Source organism: Fictibacillus sp. Mic-4 (genome assembly GCF_049843615.1).
GTDB lineage: Bacteria > Bacillota > Bacilli > Bacillales > Fictibacillaceae > Fictibacillus_A > Fictibacillus_A gelatini.
This window is the reverse complement of sequence record NZ_JBBHZM010000111.1, coordinates 1-908: the sequence shown is the minus strand read 5'-3', so window position 1 is coordinate 908 and position 908 is coordinate 1. Positions and strand designations below refer to the sequence as shown.

The window sequence follows — 908 nt, the reverse complement described above, 5'->3', positions numbered from 1 at the left end:
ATGGCTAGATTTATCAGAAGATAATCCATACAGCCAATTCTTAATTACAGTAATGGCTGGTGTTAACCAATTAGAGCGAGATCTTATTCGTATGCGACAACGTGAAGGGATTGAGTTGGCTAAGAAAGAAGGAAAGTTTAAAGGTCGGTTAAAGAAGTATCATAAAAATCACGCAGGAATGAATTATGCAGTTAAGCTATATAAAGAAGGAAATATGACTGTAAATCAAATTTGCGAAATTACAAATGTGTCTAGAGCTTCATTATATAGAAAGCTATCAGAAGAGAACAAATAGTCCTTCCTTACCCCATATTCCAGAAAAGGGCCATATAGTTGAATAAACAACTTTTTGTCACGTGATTTTTGATTCCATCACGAGTGATTTCTTAAAAGTTAACAACTATTTTTTGAATGAGCTGCATTTTTCAACGAAAGGATGAGGCTTCTAACCGTTAAAAGTAAACATCTTTATTTGTACTGAACATTAGAAATGAAAAAATAGAAGGAACTAGGTTATTTTTTCTATTGTCTAAAGGATTATTCAGCTTGTGGTGCATATACTAAATTGGTTCTTTATATAGGGTAGTAAATAAGATATCTAATCCTTTATTCCTCAAAACATAAACTTTAAATTTAGGGGGAGATTAGTATTGCAAACTGCACAGCAAACAATGGTTAGTATTCCATTCCCATCAGTATGGGGTATCCATGCTGCTATAGCTGGTAGACCAATCGTTTGGGGTTTACTAAACATTAACTCTATTACAGATAACAGGATAGTTGGTACGGTTAATTTCCGCGGCACACCTATTCCAATTAATGGATATTGGGATGAAAACACCAATCAAATAAGATTTGATTCACCTTTTGCCGCATTTTCCGGTAACTTAACTATATTTGATGATCCA

Annotated in this window: 1 protein-coding gene and 1 pseudogene; both read left to right on the top strand. The window is 33.7% G+C overall.

What is annotated here, in order from left to right; genetic code table 11:
- On the top strand, positions 1–295 hold a 295-nt coding region (locus WD019_RS21675; RefSeq protein WP_425712815.1), incomplete at its 5' end, for a helix-turn-helix domain-containing protein.
- A 355-nt stretch (positions 296–650) separates the two neighbouring features.
- Positions 651–908: pseudogene (locus WD019_RS21670) on the top strand (hypothetical protein); the annotation flags it as partial.